The sequence below is a fragment of the Algoriphagus oliviformis genome, assembly GCF_017254915.1.
In the GTDB taxonomy this organism is placed as follows: domain Bacteria; phylum Bacteroidota; class Bacteroidia; order Cytophagales; family Cyclobacteriaceae; genus Algoriphagus; species Algoriphagus oliviformis.
Map to the genome: position 1 here is coordinate 1 of NZ_JAFKCT010000107.1, position 262 is coordinate 262.

Genomic DNA, 262 nt, shown 5'->3' on the forward strand with positions numbered 1-262 from the left:
CAGCACTGGGCCGAGGTGGAACGCCATCCCCGGATCAACCCTTGGCAGCTGCGGACGTTGTCGGCCATCATGCGTTGTAGGACTTCGGATCTGGGCGGCCATGTGGATGCCTGCACCGACTGCGGGAATACCCGGATCAGCTACAACAGCTGCCGCAACAGACACTGTCCCAAGTGCCAGGGGAAGAACCGGGAGGAATGGATCTCGAAACGGGAAGCGGAACTGCTGCCAGTGCCCTATTTCCACGTCGTGTTCACCCTGC

General features: G+C 61.1%; 1 protein-coding gene. It reads left to right on the top strand.

Going from position 1 to position 262, the window contains the following annotated elements; all coding sequences use genetic code 11:
- Positions 1 to 15: 15 nt before the first annotated feature.
- A partial coding sequence (locus J0A68_RS23470) for a transposase zinc-binding domain-containing protein (RefSeq protein ID WP_317195151.1) occupies positions 16 to 262 on the top strand: 247 nt, incomplete at its 3' end.